Below are 16,865 nucleotides of genomic sequence, written 5' to 3' on the forward strand. Positions count from 1 at the left end.
CAGACACACGAACGGAACTCGCAGCGCATGGCATCTACCGCAGACATCAAGAACGGCGTCGTCCTCAGCATCGACGGGCAGCTCTGGAGCGTCATCGAGTTCCAGCATGTGAAGCCCGGCAAGGGTGGCGCGTTCGTGCGCACCAAGCTGAAGAACGTCGTGTCGGGGAAGGTCGTCGACCGCACCTACAACGCCGGCGCCAAGATCGAGATCGAGAACGTCGACCGCCGCGACTACACCTACCTGTACACGGACGGCGACGGTTACGTGTTCATGGACCAGACGGACTTCGACCAGATCACCGTCGGGGCCGCCACGGTCGGCGACGCGAAGAACTTCCTCCTCGAGAACCAGGCCGTCACGATCGCCCTGAACAACGGCAACCCCCTGTACCTCGACCTCCCGGCCTCCGTGATCCTGGAGATCACCTACACCGAGCCCGGCCTGCAGGGTGACCGCTCGTCGGCAGGCACCAAGCCCGCCACGCTCGAGACCGGTTACGAGATCCAGGTGCCGCTGTTCGTCGAGGCCGGCACCAAGGTCAAGGTCGACACCCGCACGGGTGACTACCTCGGCCGCGAGAAGTAAGGCGTGAGCGCCCGGACGAAGGCGCGCAAGCGCGCTCTCGACATCCTCTTCTCCTCCGATGTGCGCGGGGACGACCTCGCCGTGACCCTGGCCGCCGAGGCCAAGCGCGCCGCGAGTGAGCCCGCACGCGAGGCCTCGTGGCTCTACGCGCGCGAGATCGTCGACGGCATCATCGACACCCGTGACGAGATCGACGAGCAGATCACGACGCACAGTCGGGACTGGAAGCTGGAGCGCATGCCCGCGGTCGATCGCGCGCTGCTCCGGATCGCGGTGTGGGAGATCCTGTACAACGACGAAGTGCCGACTGCGGTTGCGATCGACGAGGCCGTCGAACTCGCGAAGGAGTTCTCCACCGACGACTCCGGGGCCTTCGTGCACGGCGTCCTCGCCCGGGTGGCTCGCGCGGCCTGACCCGTCCGACGCGTCGTACTGTCGGCGGTGGCGGAGAGGATGGAAGCATGGCTCTTCCGTTCGAACCGTCCCGATCCGAGGGGCCGCCGTACGCAGACTGGCGTACGATCCTCGGTCCTTCGCGTGACGACGCGAAGACGCCCCTCGCGCTCGGTGTCGAGTTGCGGGTGCGCGACGGACGCGGGGCGAACCCCTGGGCCTCGCGGCCGCAGCGTACGGCCACAGCCCGCGACGTGGCGAAGCGCACGGGGGAGATCCTTCTCGGGATCCGCCCGCTCGAGCGGAGCGCCGCGACGGATGCCTGGGTGCAGGGGTCTGCGACGTGGGACGCGGTGCGGCGTTCGTCTTCGCAGTACGGGCGGGATCGATCGCGGTGGTTCGCCGATCTGCTGAGCATCGCCCGGGACACTCTCTTGTCGGGTACCGCCGGTGACTGGCTGGTCGCGGATCTGATCGAATCCGGCCTGCTGTGGGCACCTGCGAGCCGCTGCGGACCTCGGGATACCGCTCGTCGCCACGCAGAAGAACACGAGCGTCGCCGTGGCGGAGCAGGCCACGATCGGCGCGACGATCGGACGCGCTGAGGACGGAGGACTCGTGGTGCGCCCCGACATCACGATCGACGGCCGCGAGGTCGAGGCCCGGGACGTCCGGGCGATCGGTCGCAGCGGCGTGTACGAGATCGCGCAGCACGGCACGCGTCTGCACGTGACACTCGCCGAGATACCGCTCAGCGAGCCCGTCCACACCCTGATCGGTCCCGCGGCGGGTCTCGAGGTTCCGGCGGGCGACGAAGCGGCGTTCTTCCAGGATGCGTATCCGCTGCTCGGGCGTCGGATCACCGTGCGCTCCGCAGACCGTGTCGAACTGCCTGCGCTGCCCGCACCTCATGCCGTGCTGGAGCTGTCGTTCCGTCGGGGTGACACGGTCTCCTATACCTTCGCGTGGGAGTATCGCGGATTCGGACGGGTTCCGTTCGCCGCCAGCGACCATGCGGTGCGCGACACCACGGCGGAGGCGGCGCACCGGGACGCGCTTCAGAACGTCTGGACCGAGCATCTGGGGGAGGCTCTCCAGGCAGCGGGCTCGTTCCACGACGTCGCGGCAGCCGAGTTCGTCACCCGGATCGTCCCCGCTCTCGAAGCCCACGGCGTCACGGTCGTGGTCTCGGGTCGGCGCAAGAGTTATCACGAGCTGACGGGCGAATCGGAGATCACCGTGTCGACCGTGGAGAGCGCGGATCCGGACTGGTTCGACCTCGGTGTTCTGGTCAAGATCGATGGGCGCACGATCCCGTTCGAACCGCTGTTCACGGCGCTGAGCACCGGTCGGAAGAAGCTCCTCCTCGTCGACGGCAGTTACTTCTCGCTGAACCATCGCGCCCTCGATCACCTGCGTGAGCTCATCGACGAAGCGGGCGCGCTCGACGAGTGGGAGACGGGTCCTCGGATCAGCCGGTATCAGACAGACCTCTGGGAGGAGTTCGAGGACCTCGCCGACGAGGCTCTCCCGGCCGTCACCTGGCGCGCCACCGCCGACGCTCTGCGTCGTGCTTCCTCCGTGCCCTCGGTTCCGGTGCCGCCGGCGGTGAACGCCACGCTGCGGCCGTACCAGAAGGAGGGGCTGGATTGGCTCGCATTCCTCTGGAACCACGGCCTGGGAGGAATCCTCGCCGATGACATGGGACTCGGCAAGACGCTCCAGCTCCTCGCACTCATCGCACACGCCAGGGAGGCGGGGGAGCATCGCCCGTTCCTGGTCGTCGTACCCACCTCCGTGCTGGCCACCTGGCGGAGCGAGGCCGCTCGATTCACGCCCTCGCTTCGAGTGCTGCTCCGGGCGAGCACCCAGGGTCCCGGGTTGGTCGACCACCTCGGCGAGACCGACCTCGTGATCACGACCTATGCCGTCGCCCGGCTCGACGAGGCCGAGTACGCGGCTGTGGATTGGGCGGGGCTCATCCTCGACGAGGCGCAGTTCGTCAAGAACCCCGCGACGAAGCTGCACCGCGCCGTCGCCTCCTTCTCGGCCGATGTGACCTTCGCCGTCACCGGAACCCCGATGGAGAACAGCCTCAGCGAGCTATGGGCACTGTTGAAGCTCACGGCGCCCGGACTCTTCCCGTCGGCGCGGAAGTTCCGCGAGCGGTACATCCAGCCGATCGAGCAGGGCAAGGTGCCGGAGAACGAGGAGGGCGGCGAGTACCGGCAACGACGCCTCGCGCAGTTGCGACGACGGATACGCCCGTTGCTGCTGCGGCGCACGAAGGAGATCGTCGCTCCGGAACTCCCTGCGAAGCAGGAGCAGATCCTCGAGGTCGAGCTCGGTGCCTCCCACCGTGCCCTGTACGAGACGGTGCTGCAACGGGAACGTCAGAAGGTGCTGGGCCTACTCGAAGACCTCGATCGCAACCGTTTCATCGTGTTCCGCTCGCTCACCCTGATGCGCATGCTCAGCCTCGCTCCCGGTCTCATCGACCCGGAAGACGCGAAGATCGGTTCGCGCAAGCTCGACGTCCTCCTCGAGAGGGTGATCGAGCTCCAGGCCGAGGGCCACCGGGCCCTGGTGTTCAGTCAGTTCACGTCCTTCCTCGACCTGGCCGCAGCCCGCCTGGATGCCGCGGGAATCCCCTACGCCCATCTGGACGGGACGACCAGGCACCGCCAGAAGGTGGTCGACGGATTCACCGGCGGGGAGCAGCCGGTGTTCCTGATCAGCTTGAAGGCAGGGGGATTCGGCCTCACGCTGACCGAAGCCGACTACGTGTTCCTCCTCGACCCGTGGTGGAATCCCGCGGCGGAGGCGCAGGCGATCGACCGCACGCACCGCATCGGACAGGACCGTCAGGTGTTCGTCTACCGGATGATCTCCACCGGGACCATCGAAGAGAAGGTGCTCGAGCTGCAGCGCCGCAAGGCCCGGTTGTTCACCGCCGTCCTCGATGAGGAAGCGCTGTTCGCACAATCGCTGACCGCCGACGACATCCGCGGCTTGTTCGAGGGGTGAGATGAATACTCCCGGCTCGGTCGACCGGCCGCACAGGGAGCCCTCGGTACAATCGAACGGTTCACTTTCGGGAGGAATGCAATGCGGATCACCGGACTCGGCCACGCCGGGATGTTCATCGAGACCGTGGGCGGGAACATCATCTGCGACCCGGTTCTCGGACCCTCCTTCTACGGATCCTGGTTCCCGTTCCCGGACAACCGGGGGCTGGATTGGGAGCGATTCGGACGCGAAGCCGACTTCCTCTGGATCTCGCACCGCCACCGCGACCACTTCGATCCGCGTCTCCTCGAGCGCTACATCCGCAAGGACATCGAGGTGCTGCTCCCGGAGTACCCGACCGATGATCTCGAGAAGGACATCCGCGCGCTCGGCTACACGAACATCACCTACGCTCCGGCAGGTCAGGTGATCCAGCGCGGCGACCTCAAGATGATGATCACGCCGCTGCGCGCTCCCAGCGACGGACCGATCGGCGACTCCTCGTTGAGCGTCGACGACGGCACCGGTTCGGTGCTCAATCAGAACGACTCGCATCCGCTCGACCTCGAGAAGCTGCTCGACTTCGGCAAGCCCGACGCCTACTTCACCCAGGTCTCCGGTGCCATCTGGTGGCCCATGGTCTACGACCTGCCGCTCGACGCGAAGCAGAACTTCGCCCGCCTCAAGCGCGAAGCGCAGAACAAGCGCGCCATGTACTACATCGAGAAGGTCGATGCTCCGCACGTCTTCCCGATGGCCGGTCCGCCCATGTTCCTGCGCGACGATCTGTTCGACTTCAATGGTCTCGGAAAGAACGGCGAATCGATCTTCACGGACCAGAAACAGTTCCTCGCGCACATGAAGGAGCTCGCTCCGCAGTACGACGGTCAGCTCTTCATCCCCGGGACCGTCGTCACGGTCGAGGGAGGCAACGTCACCTCCGAGCAGACGCTCTACACCGACGCCGAGATCGCTCACATCTTCGACGAGAAGTGGGAGTACCTCGAGGAGCAGCGCGCGAGCCGGCAGCAGGAGATCCGCGACGAAGAGGCGTCTCGTGCCGAGATCATCCCCCCGGCCGAGATGCTCGAGGCGATCAAGACCTGGTGGGAGCCGCTGCTGAAGAAGTCCCGCACGATCCGGTTGGGCGTCGGCGGATGTGTGCGCTTCCGCATCGGCGAGCTCGACATGGTCGTCGACTTCCCTCGTGCGAAGGTCCGCGAGTACGCGGGGGAGGAGTGCGTGTACTGGTACACCATCCCCGCAGATCTCGTCTCCACGAACATCGTCGATCACGAGATCGACTGGTCGAACTCGATCTTCCTCTCGATGCAGTTCTCGGTGGGGCGCAGCGGCAAGTTCAACGAGTTCCTCACCACGTTCCTCAAGTGCCTCTCGGTCGACCGGATCGAGTACGTCGAGAACTGGTATCAGGAGCAGACGGATCAGACGGAGGATGCGGAGATCGGGGACTGGGTCGTCCAGCGGCGCTGCCCGCACCTGCGTGCCGACCTCACCCGAACGGGCACCGTCGACGAGGACGGGATCCTCACCTGCAGCATGCACGACTGGAAGTGGGACCTGAAGACCGGTCGATGCCTCTCCACGGCCGGGCACCCGATCCGTTCCGCCAAGGTCGACGACGTCACCGATCCCGTGCTGCAGGAGGCGAGCTGATCGCGGAGAGTCCGCGCTCCGATAGACTGGCCTGACTAGCAACCTTTAACACCGTCCTGTGAGGCGGAGAAGGGAGCGGCCGATGAGCATGCGCACCGTGCTGCACGAAGCCGACATCTCACGCGCGCTGACCCGTATCGCGCACGAGATCCTCGAATCCAATCGAGGAGCCGAGAACCTCGTCCTGCTGGGAGTTCCGACCCGCGGCGTCACTCTCGCCCATCGCCTCGGGCTGCTGATCAGCGAGATCGCTCAACAGTCCGTTCCCGTCGGCGCGCTCGATGTCACCCTCTTCCGGGATGACCTCGCCAAGCACCCGACCCGGTCGCCGCAGCCCACGGAGATCCCGGTCGGCGGCATCGACGGCAAGACGGTCGTGCTCGTCGATGATGTGCTCTTCTCCGGGCGGAGCATCCGGGCCGCACTCGACGCGATCCAGTCCATCGGCCGCCCCGCTGTCGTCCGGCTGGCGATCCTGGTCGACCGCGGGCATCGTGAACTTCCGATCCGGCCGGACTTCATCGGCAAGAACATCCCCTCCGCGCGTACGGAGCGCGTCAATGTGCGCCTCTTCGAGAACGACGGGGCCGAGGAGGTGACGATCGGCGAATGAGGCATCTCCTCGACACCCGCACCCTCGATCGGGCGACCGCACTGCGCATCCTCGATGTCGCCGAAGACATGTCGGACACGCAGTCCCGCGAGGTCAAGAAGCTCCCGACACTGCGCGGCAAGACCGTCGTGAACCTCTTCTTCGAGGACTCGACCCGCACGCGCATCTCGTTCGAGGCAGCCGCCAAGCGTCTCTCCGCCGATGTGATCAACTTCGCCGCGAAGGGCTCCAGCGTCTCCAAAGGCGAGAGCCTGAAAGACACGGCGCAGACGCTCGAGGCGATCGGCGCCGACGCGGTCGTGGTCCGGCACCCCGGCTCCGGAGCGCCGCAGACCCTCGCCACCAGCGGCTGGATCTCGGCCGGAGTGGTGAACGCCGGGGACGGCACCCACGAGCACCCGACGCAGGCGCTGCTCGACGCCTTCACCATCCGCAAGCGTCGCTTCGGTGGCGACAGCCGAGGACGGGACCTCAGCGGGCTGCGGGTCGTGATCGTCGGTGACGTGCTGCACTCCCGCGTTGCCCGTTCCAACGTCTGGCTGCTCACCACGTTGGGTGCCGACGTCACCCTGGTGGCACCGCCCACGTTGGTGCCGCAGAACGTGTCTCTCTGGCCGGTACGGGTCGAATACGACCTCGATCAGGCGCTGGCGGAGGACCCGGACGCCGTGATGATGCTGCGTATCCAGCTGGAACGGATGAACGCGGCGTATTTCCCGACTGAGCGGGAGTATTCCCGCCGCTGGGGCCTGGACGCACGGCGTGTGGGCGGTCTTCCGGCAGGTAGCATTGTCCTGCACCCCGGACCCATGAACCGGGGACTGGAGATCTCTTCGGAAGCTGCCGATTCCCCCCGCTCGACGGTGCTGGAACAGGTGACGAACGGGGTGTCCGTCCGCATGGCGGTGCTGTACCTGCTGCTGGCAGGAGAACGAGACGACGAACGAGGGGGAGACCTGTGAGCGAGACCCTCGTCATCACTGGCGCACAGATGCTTGGTGCCGAGAGCGCCGACATCATCATCGAAGACGGCCGCATCGCCGACATCGGTCAGGGATTGCATCGCGCCGGTGCGCGCATCATCGACGGCGCGGGGCTCGTGGCCCTGCCCGGGCTCGTCGACCTGCACACGCATCTGCGGGAGCCCGGCTATGAAGCGTCGGAGACGATCCTCACCGGGACGAGGGCCGCAGCCGCCGGTGGCTTCACCGCGGTGTTCGCGATGCCCAACACCTCTCCCGTGGCAGACACCGCCGGAGTGGTCGAGCAGGAGCTCGGCCTGGGCGAGGCAGCGGGTTATGCCACCGTGCAGCCCATCGGCGCCGTCACGGTCGGGCAGAAGGGCGAGCGTCTCGCGGAACTGGGAGCGATGGCGTCGTCCCGCGCGAAGGTGCGCGTCTTCAGCGACGACGGCTTCTGCGTGTTCGATCCGCTCATCATGCGCCGTGCGCTGGAGTACGTGAAGTCCTTCGGCGGCGTCATCGCCCAGCACGCTCAGGATCCTCGTCTCACCGAGGGTGCCCAGATGAACGAAGGCATCGTGTCGGCCGAACTCGGTCTGAGCGGCTGGCCCGCGGTGGCGGAGGAGTCGATCATCGCCCGCGACGTGCTGCTGGCCGAGCATGTGGGATCCCGCCTGCACGTCTGTCACCTCTCGACGGCAGGGTCGGTCGACATCATCCGCTGGGCCAAGAAGCGCGGCATCGACGTCACCGCTGAGGTCACCCCGCACCACCTGTTGCTGACCGACGAGCTCGTGCGCGGCTACGACGCTCGCTACAAGGTCAATCCGCCGCTGCGCCGCGAAGAGGATGTGCACGCCGTGCGTGAGGGCCTCGCCGACGGAACGATCGACATCGTGGCCACCGATCACGCACCGCATCCGAGCGAGAACAAGGCGTGCGAGTGGCAGGCGGCCGCGAACGGCATGGTGGGCCTCGAGAGCGCGCTCCGCGTGGTGCATCAGTCGATGGTGCAGACCGGGCTGCTCGAATGGTCCGACGTCGCGCGCGTCATGAGTTCGACACCGGCACGCATCGGTCGGCTCGCCGGCCACGGCACTCCGCTCGACGTCGGACAGCCGGCCCACCTCACGCTGTATGACGCTTCTGTCGACGGCGTCTTCACGGAGGCGGATCTCCACGGCCGGAGCGTGAACTCCCCCTACCTCGGCCGGACGCTCCCCGGACGCGTGGAGTACACCATCCACGGCGGCACCCTCACCGTCGACGGCGGACACGTCGTCGAGGAGCTCCGCGCATGAGCGCTCGGGACCTCGCCGTCGCGATCATGATCGCGGTGGCGCTCCTGATTCTGCTGGCGATGCTCTTCGCCTGGCGACGACGAATGCGCCGCGATTCCGTGTTCACGGCGCCGCTCGGAGTCCCTGAGCATGCGGAGATCGTCCGCCGCGACGAGGTGCTGTACGTGTCGACGACACGACACGAGCAGCCGCTCGAACGCCTCGCGGTGTCCCCTCTCGCGTATCGGGCACGCGGCGAGCTCGCCCTCACGGATCGCGGCATCGCCCTCTGCCTCGACGGAACCCCGACGGTCTTCCTCGCGAACGACCGGCTCGTCACCGTCGATCGTGCCACCGTCACGATCGACCGCGTGGTCGAGCCCGGCGGTCTCGTGCGCATCGCCTGGAAGATCGCCGACGACACCGTCGTCGACAGCTACCTGCGCCTCGCCACCGGCGAGCCTCAGAACCTCATCTCCGACCTGCAGCGGCTCGTCCCCGCCGCCCCCGACACAGGAGCAAAGTCATGACTCTCTCGACACCCGCCGGGCAGGCCCCCGCGGCCCAGCTGCCCGACCCCGCCGTGCTCGTCCTGGAGGACGGCACGCGTCACGCCGGACGCGCCTACGGCGCACGCGGTCGTACCCTCGGCGAAGTCGTCTTCGCGACCGGCATGTCCGGATACCAGGAGACCATCACGGATCCCTCGTACGCGGGTCAGATCGTCCTGCAGACGGCACCGCACATCGGCAACACCGGCATGAACGACGAAGACGCCGAGTCGCGCCGCATCTGGGTCGCCGGCTACATCGTGCGCGACCCTTCGCGCGTCGTCTCGAACTGGCGCGCCAACGCGTCGCTCGACGATGTGCTCGTCCAGGACGGCGTGGTGGGCATCAGCGGGGTCGACACCCGTTCGATCACGCGCCACATCCGCTCAGCCGGCTCCATGCGCGGCGGCATCTTCTCCGGCGCCGATGCGTCGCTCGACCCCGAGGAGCAGGTGCGCATCGTCCGCGAGGCACCCGAGATGGCGGGACGCAATCTGTCCGCCGAGGTCTCCGTCGACGTCGCGACCGTGACGACCGCGATGGGAGAGCGGATCGGCAACCTCGCCGTGCTCGACCTCGGTGTGAAGCAGGCGACGATCGACAATCTCGCGGCCCGCGGCTTCGAGGTGCACGTACTCCCGCAGAACGTGACCATCGATGAGATCAGAGCCGTGGACCCCGTCGCCGTCTTCTATTCGAACGGCCCTGGTGACCCCGCGGCCTCGGGCGATCACGTCGAGCTGCTGCGTGCGGTGCTCGACGACGGGCTGCCGTTCTTCGGCATCTGCTTCGGCAACCAGCTCCTGGGCCGTGCGCTGGGTCTCGGCACCTACAAGCTGCCGTTCGGCCACCGCGGCATCAACCAGCCCGTGCTCGACAAGCAGACCGGCAAGGTGGAGATCACCGCCCACAACCACGGCTTCGCCGTCGAGGCTCCGATCGAGGGGACCTTCGACAGCCCGAACGGGTACGGCAAGGTCGAGGTCAGCCATGTCGGGCTGAACGACAACGTCGTCGAGGGACTCCGCGCTCTCGACATCCCGGCCTTCTCGGTGCAGTACCACCCCGAGGCGGCAGCGGGCCCGCACGACGCCAACTATCTCTTCGACAGGTTCCGCGACCTGGTCATCGCCAGCCAGAAGGACTCCAAGTAATGCCCAAGCGCGACGACATCAACTCCGTCCTCGTCATCGGTTCCGGCCCGATCGTCATCGGCCAGGCCTGCGAGTTCGACTACTCCGGTACTCAGGCCTGTCGTGTGCTGCGCGAGGAGGGAGTCCGGGTCATCCTGGTCAACTCCAACCCCGCCACGATCATGACCGACCCCGACTTCGCCGATGCGACCTACATCGAGCCGATCACGTGGGAGGTCATCGAGACGATCATCGCCAAGGAGCGCCCCGACGCGATCCTGCCGACCCTCGGTGGACAGACCGCGCTCAACGCCGCGATCGAGCTCCACAACCACGGCATCCTCGAGAAGTACGACGTCGAGCTCATCGGCGCCAACTTCGAGGCGATCAACAAGGGCGAGGACCGCCAGATCTTCAAGCAGCTGGTCCTCGACGCCGGCGCCGACGTGGCAGACTCCCGCATCGCGCACACGATGGAGGAGGTGCTAGCCGCCGCGGACGAGCTCGGCTACCCGATGGTGGTCCGTCCCAGCTTCACGATGGGGGGCCTGGGCTCCGGCTTCGCCTACGACGAGGAAGACCTCCGTCGCATCGCCGGAGCGGGCCTGCGCGACTCGCCCACCACCGAGGTGCTCCTCGAGGAGTCGATCCTCGGGTGGAAGGAGTACGAGCTCGAGCTCATGCGCGACACGGCCGACAACACGGTCGTCGTCTGTTCGATCGAGAACGTCGATCCGGTCGGCGTGCACACGGGTGACTCGATCACGGTCGCGCCGGCACTGACCCTCACCGACCGCGAGTACCAGAAGATGCGCGACATCGGCATCGACATCATCCGCGCCGTGGGCGTCGACACCGGAGGCTGCAACATCCAGTTCGCGGTCGATCCGAAGAACGGCCGGATCATCGTCATCGAGATGAACCCGCGTGTCTCGCGCTCGAGCGCTCTGGCCTCGAAGGCCACGGGCTTCCCGATCGCGAAGCTCGCAGCCAAGCTGGCCCTGGGCTACCGCCTCGATGAGATCCCGAACGACATCACCGGTGTGACGCCGGCGAGCTTCGAGCCGACGCTCGACTACGTGGTCGTCAAGGTCCCGCGCTTCGCCTTCGAGAAGTTCCCGGCTGCGGACGCGACGCTGACCACGACCATGAAGTCCGTGGGCGAGGCGATGGCGATCGGTCGCAACTACGCGACCGCCCTGCAGAAGGCGCTCCGTTCGTTGGAGAAGCGCGGTTCGAGCTTCCACTGGGGCGCAGAGGAGCGTTCCGTGGAGGAGCTGCTCGAGATCTCAAAGACGCCGACCGACGGTCGTATCGTCACGCTGCAGCAGGCATTGCGCAAGGGTGCAACGGTCGAGCAGGCCTTCGAGGCGACGGCGATGGACCCCTGGTTCCTCGACCAGATCGTGCTCATCAACGAGGTCGCGGAGATCGTGCGCACGGCGCCCGAGCTCGATGCGGCCACTCTCCGCTACGCCAAGGAGCACGGCTTCTCGGACGCTCAGCTTGCCGAGCTCCGCGGAACCTCGGAGGCGGAGATGCGCGGGGTGCGCCATGGCCTCGGGATCCGACCGGTCTACAAGACGGTGGACACCTGTGCCGGCGAGTTCCCGGCGCTGACTCCGTACCACTACTCGAGCTATGACTTCGAGACCGAGGTCGCTCCGTCCGATCGGACCAAGGTCGTCATCATCGGCTCCGGTCCCAACCGCATCGGTCAGGGTGTCGAGTTCGACTACTCGTGCGTGCATGCCTCGTTCGCGCTGTCGGATGCAGGCTTCGAGACCGTCATGGTCAACTGCAACCCGGAGACGGTCTCGACCGACTACGACACCTCGGATCGCCTGTACTTCGAGCCGCTGACGCTCGAGGACGTGCTGGAGGTGCTGGACGCGGAGGCCGCGAGCGGGACGATCCTCGGTGTCGTCTGCCAGCTCGGCGGTCAAACGCCGCTCGGCCTCGCGAAGGGTATCGAAGCCGCAGGCTACACCGTGCTCGGCACCAGCCCCGAGGCGATCGACCTGGCGGAGGAGCGCGAGCTCTTCTCCCGCCTGCTCGATGAGGCCGGTCTGGTCGCCCCGCGCAACGGCACCGCGATCGACGTCGAGGGCGCTGTGCGCATCGCCGAGGAGATCGGCTATCCGGTGCTGGTGCGTCCGAGTTTCGTGCTCGGCGGCCGCGGTATGGAGATCGTCTACGACACCGCGTCGCTCCGGGACTACTTCGTGCGCACCGCGGGTGAAGTCGTGATCGAAGAGGGCAAGCCGCTCCTGGTCGACCGATTCCTCGACGACGCGATCGAGCTCGATGTGGACGCCCTCTACGACGGCACCGACCTGTTCGTCGGTGGTGTCATGGAGCACCTCGAAGAGGCCGGGATCCACTCCGGCGACTCCAGTTGCACGTTACCGCCCGTCTCGCTCGGCCGCACCGACGTGGATCGCGTGCGGGAGGCCACGCTCGCCATCGCGAAGGGCGTGGGCGTACGCGGACTGCTCAACGTGCAGTTCGCCATCAGCGCCGGAGTGCTCTACGTCATCGAGGCGAACCCGCGCGCCAGCCGTACCGTGCCCTTCGTCTCGAAGGCGCTCGGCATCCCGATGGCCAAGGCGGCGAGCCGCGTGATGACCGGTTCGACGATCGCCGAGCTGCGCGCCGAAGGCATGCTCCCCGAGCAGGACGGCTCGCGGGTCCCGCTCGACGCGCCGGTGTCCGTGAAGGAAGCGGTGCTTCCGTTCAAGCGATTCCGCACCGCCGACGGCAAGACGGTCGACTCCGTGCTCGGACCGGAGATGCGATCCACCGGTGAGGTCATGGGGATCGACCGCGACTTCCCGACCGCATTCGCGAAGAGTCAGGCCGCGGCCTACGGGGGCATGCCCACGTCGGGGACGGTGTTCATCTCGGTCGCCGACTCGGACAAGCGGGCCGTCATCCTTCCCGCGCACCGTCTGCGACAGCTCGGCTTCACGATCGTCGCGACCGAGGGGACCGCAGAGATCCTCTCGCGCAACGGCATCGCGGTCACCGTCGTCGAGAAGTACAGCTCGACGCAGGAGACGGGCGCGAAGAACATCGTCGACCTCATCAACGAGGGCGAGATCGACATCGTCGTGAACACTCCCTCCGGTGGCACAGCCCGCGCGGACGGCTACGAGATCCGTGCCGCAGCAGTCGCCGCCGACAAGGCCCTGTTCACCACGATGGCGGTGCTCGGGGCGGCCGTGAGCGGAATGGACGCCGCCCACGAGGGCTTCCAGGTCAAGAGCCTCCAGGAGTACGCACTGGACCGGAAGGCGGCACTGTGAGCGCACGCTTCGGCGAGCGGGTCCGCTCCGTGCTCGGCGCACGAGGACCCCTCTGCGTCGGCATCGACCCCCACGCCGCGCTGCTCGCGTCATGGGGACTGTCGGACGACGCGCAGGGCGTGCGGGAATTCGGCCTGCGGACCGTCGAGGCTGCCACCGGGAGAGTCGGCTTCGTGAAGCCGCAGGTGTCGTTCTTCGAGCGCTTCGGCTCCCGGGGCATCGCCGCGCTCGAAGACGTCCTCGCCGCAGCGCGCGCGGCCGGCCTCATCGTGATCGCCGACGCCAAGCGGGGCGACATCGGGTCGACCATGGATGACTACGCACGCGCCTGGCTCACGCCGGGTTCGCCGTTGGAGGCGGACGCACTCACGGTGAGTCCTTTCCTCGGTGTCGGAGCCCTCGACGGGGCCTTCGCCCTCGCCGGAGAGCACCACAAGGGGCTCTTCGTCCTCGCGGCGACCAGCAACCCCCAGGCCGAGGGACTCCAGCGGTCCACGGCGTCCGACGGCGCGACCGTGTCGGCATCGATCATCTCCGAGGTCTCGGGGCGCAACGCCGAGCAGGTCGGGGCAGGGGAGTGGGGGAGCTTCGGCTTCGTCATCGGTGCCACCGTGGAGTGGGCCCCGGCGGGTATCGAACCCTTCGAGCCCGTCGCCCCCATCCTGGCTCCGGGCTTCGGTGCGCAGGGTGCTGCTCCCTCCGACCTGCGGCCGCGCTTCGGTGCGCTGTCGGACGCCGTGATCGCGAGCGAGAGCCGCAGCATCCTCTCCGCAGGCCCGGTCGACCTGGCCCGGACTGTCGCCGCACGCGCGGCCGAGTATCTCGAGGTGGCCGGTGTCTGACGCCCAGCGGACCGTTCCGGAGGTCGATCGAGCTGCGGCCGCCCGCCGTGCGGTCGAACGTCGCCGTGCCAGAGCCTCCGTCAAGCGCGACCTGACGATGCGGGTGGTCACGCCGCAGGCGGTGCTGCGTCGCGCCACAGCGGACGCCGACTCCGTCGAGGGGTCGATGCGCATCACCGACTTCCTGCTGGCTCTCCCCGCCATCGGTGCGGGCAAGCGCGACCGGATCCTGGAGGAGCTCCACATCTCGCCGGTCAAACGTCTCGGAGGCCTCGGCGCACGTCAGCGCCGTGCACTGGAGACGTGGCTCGACACACGCTTCCCGGTACCGGAGCCGCGTGGAGAGCGGAGTCGCCTGCTCGTGCTCGCCGGCCCGACTGCCGTGGGCAAGGGAACGGTGGCCGCGCATATCCGTGAGCACAACCCGGAGATCCATCTGTCGGTCTCGGCGACCACGCGGCCGCCTCGTCCGGGCGAGATCGACGGTGTCCACTACTACTTCGTGGACGACGCGGAGTTCGACCGGCTGATCGCCGACGACGAGCTCCTCGAATACGCGGTGGTGCACAACCGCTCCCGATACGGCACCCCGCGCGCACCGATCGATGCCGCTTTGGCCGAGGGCAAGACGGTCCTCCTCGAGATCGACCTGCAGGGGGCGCGTCAGGTGCGGCGAGCGGAACCCGCCGCGACGCTCATCTTCCTGCTGCCGCCGAGCTGGGATGAGCTGGTGCATCGACTGGTCGGGCGCGGCACCGAAGAGGCCGAAGAGAGGGCCCGCCGATTGCGTACCGCGAAGGTCGAACTGGCCGCCCAGAACGAGTTCGATCACCTGATCGTGAACGAGGACGTCGCCACCGCGGCCCGCGAGGTCGTAGAATTGTCTTCAAGCTCTGCGCGCTGAGCGTCTTCGCGCGCCTTTCGCACCGTCTTCGCGACGATCCCGTCGCCTGATCAGGAGGTCTCACCATGGCCGGACACAACAACGGCATCATCGATCCCCCCATCGACAACCTGCTCGACCGCGTCGACTCCAAGTACGAGCTCGTGATCTACGCCGCAAAGCGCGCGCGCCAGATCAACGACTACTACTCGGACCTGCACGAGGGCAACCTCTTCGACAACGTGGGCCCGCTGGTCGATTCCTCCGTCGAGGACAAGCCGCTCACCATCGCGCTGCACGAGATCAACGAGGACAAGCTCCGCCTGCGTCACGCGGAGTGATATTCGAGACTGCGCCTCCCGTCTGTCGGAGGCGCAGTCCAGAATGGGTGCCACACCCCCTTCTGTCCGTCCCGTTCTGGAGAATCGATGAGCGCGCTGCGTCTGTTCACGTCCGAGTCCGTCACCGAAGGGCATCCGGACAAGATCTGCGACCAGATCTCGGACAGCATCCTCGATGGTCTGATCGCGAAGGACCGCGGTTCTCGCGTGGCCGTCGAGACGCTCGTCACGACCGGCCTCGTCCACGTCGCCGGTGAGATCCGCACCGAGGCCTACGTCGATATCCCGACGATCGTCCGCCAGGTCGTGAACGGTATCGGCTACACCTCCAGCGAGACCGGCTTCGACGGCGCGTCCTGCGGCGTGAGCGTCTCGGTGGGGGAGCAGTCCACCGACATCGCCCACGGCGTCGACAGCGCGCAGGAGCACCGCGACGGGTCGTCCGTCGATCCGCTCGACGGGCTCGGCGCCGGCGACCAGGGCATCATGTTCGGCTTCGCGACGAACGAGACGCCCCAGCTGATGCCGATGGCTGCCTGGACCGCACACCGCCTGGCGGAACGTCTCACCGAGGTCCGTCGCAGCGGAGTGCTGCCGTTCCTGCGCCCCGACGGCAAGACTCAGGTCACGCTGGGCTACGACGGCTTCACGCCGAAGACCGTCGACGCGGTCGTCGTCTCCACGCAGCACCACCCGGAGATCTCCCAGGACGAGCTGCAGGATCAGGTGCGCCGGCACGTCATCGACCCGGTCCTCGCCACGACGGGCCTCGACCTCGACGACGTCACGCTCTACATCAACCCCGCGGGCCCGTTCGTCACAGGAGGCCCGAAGGGCGACGCCGGACTCACCGGACGCAAGATCATCATCGACACCTACGGCGGGGCAGCGCGACACGGCGGTGGAGCGTTCAGCGGGAAAGACCCGTCGAAGGTCGACCGCTCCGGTGCCTACGCCACGCGTTGGGTGGCCAAGAACGCGGTGGCGGCAGGACTCGCCGACCGTCTCGAAGTGCAGGTGGCCTACGCGATCGGCGTCGCGCGTCCGGTCGGCCTGTACGTCGAGACCTTCGGCACCGGAAAGGTCTCGGACGAGGTGATCACCCGGGCCATCACCGACGTGTTCGATCTGCGCCCGCAGGCGATCATCGAGCAGCTCGACCTTCTGCGGCCGATCTACGCCCAGACCGCGGCGTACGGTCACTTCGGTCGAGAGCTCGCCGACTTCACCTGGGAGCGCACCGACCGCGCCGAAGAGCTTCGCCGCGCTGCCGGGCTCTGATGGG

15 protein-coding genes are annotated in these 16,865 nt (G+C 67.4%); all 15 read left to right on the forward strand.

The genetic code is table 11. From position 1 onward, the window contains the following. The first annotated feature begins 27 nt into the window (after positions 1-27). Positions 28-588 carry an elongation factor P gene (efp, locus tag ACLF6J_RS02145; RefSeq protein ID WP_047519512.1) on the forward strand — a complete coding sequence of 187 codons (561 nt, stop codon included), beginning with the start codon at positions 28-30 and terminating at the stop codon, positions 586-588. 3 nt (positions 589-591) lie between these two features. Then, entirely contained in the window at positions 592-1,002 is a 411-nt protein-coding gene (gene nusB / locus ACLF6J_RS02150; protein WP_047519514.1) for a transcription antitermination factor NusB, read from the forward strand. 47 nt (positions 1,003-1,049) lie between these two features. Beyond that, positions 1,050-1,586 (forward strand): hypothetical protein, encoded by a 537-nt coding sequence (locus ACLF6J_RS02155; RefSeq protein ID WP_421076813.1) that lies wholly within the window; start codon positions 1,050-1,052, stop codon positions 1,584-1,586. Continuing rightward, positions 1,543-4,008: a DEAD/DEAH box helicase gene (locus ACLF6J_RS02160; RefSeq protein ID WP_421076814.1), complete on the forward strand. Its 2,466-nt coding sequence runs from the start codon at positions 1,543-1,545 to the stop codon at positions 4,006-4,008. Before ACLF6J_RS02155 ends, ACLF6J_RS02160 begins: the two co-directional genes overlap by 44 nt. A gap of 81 nt (positions 4,009-4,089) precedes the next feature. Then, positions 4,090-5,667: a Rieske 2Fe-2S domain-containing protein gene (locus ACLF6J_RS02165; RefSeq protein WP_134353737.1), complete on the forward strand. Its 1,578-nt coding sequence runs from the start codon at positions 4,090-4,092 to the stop codon at positions 5,665-5,667. 82 nt (positions 5,668-5,749) lie between these two features. Beyond that, the gene (gene pyrR / locus ACLF6J_RS02170) at positions 5,750-6,280 is read left to right on the forward strand and encodes a bifunctional pyr operon transcriptional regulator/uracil phosphoribosyltransferase PyrR (protein ID WP_134353736.1); all 531 of its coding nucleotides are present in this window, start codon (positions 5,750-5,752) and stop codon (positions 6,278-6,280) included. Then, entirely contained in the window at positions 6,277-7,242 is a 966-nt protein-coding gene (locus ACLF6J_RS02175) for an aspartate carbamoyltransferase catalytic subunit (protein ID WP_134353735.1), read from the forward strand. The genes pyrR and ACLF6J_RS02175 overlap by 4 nt, the downstream gene beginning before the upstream one ends. Continuing rightward, positions 7,239-8,543 (forward strand): dihydroorotase, encoded by a 1,305-nt coding sequence (locus ACLF6J_RS02180; RefSeq protein ID WP_047519524.1) that lies wholly within the window; start codon positions 7,239-7,241, stop codon positions 8,541-8,543. Before ACLF6J_RS02175 ends, ACLF6J_RS02180 begins: the two co-directional genes overlap by 4 nt. After that, positions 8,540-9,052 carry a hypothetical protein gene (locus ACLF6J_RS02185; RefSeq protein WP_047519526.1) on the forward strand — a complete coding sequence of 171 codons (513 nt, stop codon included), beginning with the start codon at positions 8,540-8,542 and terminating at the stop codon, positions 9,050-9,052. Before ACLF6J_RS02180 ends, ACLF6J_RS02185 begins: the two co-directional genes overlap by 4 nt. Continuing rightward, positions 9,049-10,227: a glutamine-hydrolyzing carbamoyl-phosphate synthase small subunit gene (gene carA, locus ACLF6J_RS02190; protein WP_134353734.1), complete on the forward strand. Its 1,179-nt coding sequence runs from the start codon at positions 9,049-9,051 to the stop codon at positions 10,225-10,227. Before ACLF6J_RS02185 ends, carA begins: the two co-directional genes overlap by 4 nt. Next, on the forward strand, positions 10,227-13,514 hold the full coding sequence (gene carB / locus ACLF6J_RS02195; protein ID WP_047519528.1) for a carbamoyl-phosphate synthase large subunit: 3,288 nt from the start codon (positions 10,227-10,229) through the stop codon (positions 13,512-13,514). Before carA ends, carB begins: the two co-directional genes overlap by 1 nt. Next, positions 13,511-14,356, forward strand: coding sequence for an orotidine-5'-phosphate decarboxylase (gene pyrF, locus ACLF6J_RS02200; protein WP_134353733.1), 846 nt, complete (start codon positions 13,511-13,513; stop codon positions 14,354-14,356). Before carB ends, pyrF begins: the two co-directional genes overlap by 4 nt. Next, on the forward strand, positions 14,349-15,260 hold the full coding sequence (gene gmk / locus ACLF6J_RS02205; RefSeq protein ID WP_131491044.1) for a guanylate kinase: 912 nt from the start codon (positions 14,349-14,351) through the stop codon (positions 15,258-15,260). Before pyrF ends, gmk begins: the two co-directional genes overlap by 8 nt. A 65-nt stretch (positions 15,261-15,325) precedes the next feature. Then, positions 15,326-15,580: a DNA-directed RNA polymerase subunit omega gene (rpoZ, locus tag ACLF6J_RS02210; protein ID WP_017204385.1), complete on the forward strand. Its 255-nt coding sequence runs from the start codon at positions 15,326-15,328 to the stop codon at positions 15,578-15,580. 87 nt (positions 15,581-15,667) lie between these two features. Further along, entirely contained in the window at positions 15,668-16,861 is a 1,194-nt protein-coding gene (gene metK, locus ACLF6J_RS02215) for a methionine adenosyltransferase (protein WP_134353732.1), read from the forward strand. Positions 16,862-16,865: the final 4 nt, after the last annotated feature.

The organism is Microbacterium sp. IO18, assembly GCF_049099505.1.
GTDB classification, from domain to species: domain Bacteria; phylum Actinomycetota; class Actinomycetes; order Actinomycetales; family Microbacteriaceae; genus Microbacterium; species Microbacterium aurugineum.